This is a genomic window from Companilactobacillus bobalius (genome assembly GCF_009764355.1).
The window spans coordinates 1-1,517 of the sequence record NZ_LNUA01000027.1; the positions used below are offsets into that span (position 1 = coordinate 1).

General features: G+C 26.6%; 2 protein-coding genes. Both read right to left on the reverse strand.

Translation table 11 applies throughout. The features are described from left to right. Window positions 1–105: 105 nt before the first annotated feature. On the reverse strand, window positions 106–525 hold the full coding sequence (locus ATN92_RS03770; RefSeq protein WP_056954773.1) for a helix-turn-helix domain-containing protein: 420 nt from the start codon (window positions 523–525) through the stop codon (window positions 106–108). A 116-nt stretch (window positions 526–641) separates the two neighbouring features. Beyond that, complete coding sequence (locus ATN92_RS03775) at window positions 642–1,214, reverse strand: hypothetical protein (protein ID WP_056954774.1); 573 nt, start codon at window positions 1,212–1,214, stop codon at window positions 642–644. Window positions 1,215–1,517 lie beyond the last annotated feature (303 nt).

Consider the following 1,517-nt stretch of genomic DNA (forward strand, 5'->3'; position numbering starts at 1 on the left):
CTTTTTCGAGTTGTGATCGTTTTCTCGCAAGGTCTTTAGTGCTTTTAAAATATCACGGTCCATTTCGGCATCATGTAGTTTAGCTTTTAGATCGAGAATTTCTTGTTAATATTTCTCTTCTTTTGTGGAATTTAAACGTGTTTGTTTCTTCTTTTTCTTGGCCATTAACGGTCGTCTCCCTCTGGGACGACGCCTTAATCCAATAACACCATAGTGATTATATCTATATATCCATGAATTAACCTGGCTAGGTGATATTTTGAAATAAATTGCAGTATCAAGGCGACTGATCTTATGTAATTTATAATATTCTATCACGGATAATTTAAAATCTTGAGAATAGTCTTTATGAGATTTTTTAGTTATCAAATAATTAAGTCCATTTGCCTCCGCTTCATGGACCCAGTAATAAATCGGTGATTTACTGGGCATTCCATATTTTTTTGATAATCCAAGTATAGAAATTTGTCCATCAAAGTATTCATTTACTAGTTTAACTTTGAATTCTGAAGAGTATTTGGTCATAAAAAAAGTGCTCCTAAAATTGTTAGATTATGTCTAACAATTTTAGGGCACTTCAAATAGTTGGCTATTTACCATGTCACTTTTTTTAACGACGTATATAATAAACTGGAAAATATTTAGACTTTTATAATGTTAGGAATCTTATAACCTAATAATTGGAATATGGAATCCGTTGATGGAAGTGTATTTAAAGTATTTTTATTCTTTTTTATGGGCACAATTGGAAGAACGGTTTGTGATCTTTTTTTAAGAGAATATTCTATTTTTATGGGACGAACCAGAATATAAAAATAATCAGAATCAATAATATACTTAAATTTACCATAGGAAGAATTATTTATTGATCTTTTATCAATATTGATTCCATTGTCAAAAAAAATAGTGTGGTCTTTTTTTGCTAAAATCTGAACATTCTTATTAATAAATATTTTCCACATTAAAAATTTTAAAAAGAAAATACAAAAAATCATTGCCAATAGATCTTGTATGGAATATATCAATTTTACTAGTGTTAGTTCATGAGGGTCATCAAGTAGAGAGATAATTATAATAAAGGAAAAACTTATTACAGAGAGAAACTGGCAAAATCTGATTCTTTTATTAAAAGAGCTTAGAATGTTATTTTTCTTCAACAATAAAAAAACATATTTCCAATCTGCTTTTGTTAAATTGTTATTTATTTTAATCATAGAAAAAATCCATTTCTTAAAAATTCATTTCTTAAAAATTCATTTTCACATATTTGAAAATGTAATAAAAGCCCGATTATGGTATATGAAAATAAAAAAAAAATAATGTGAATGAAAATCTTTTAGAAATATAATCTAAAAGATTTAAGAAACTTGATCGGAAAATTAAATAATATAAAAAGAACCTAGATAATTTTTGATTTATTGAAGTGCAATAAAAAAGTTAGACATTTTTATAAGTTTTAAAAAATCATGGATTGCTCCCTGTATTCTACAGGGGACAATCCATTTTTGTTTAAAGAA

Coding starts and splice junctions, on each gene's coding strand:
- ATN92_RS03770 (WP_056954773.1), bottom strand. CDS start 525: ATGACCAAATACTCTTCAGAATTCAAAGTTAAACTAGTAAATGAATAC.
- ATN92_RS03775 (WP_056954774.1), bottom strand. CDS start 1,214: ATGATTAAAATAAATAACAATTTAACAAAAGCAGATTGGAAATATGTT.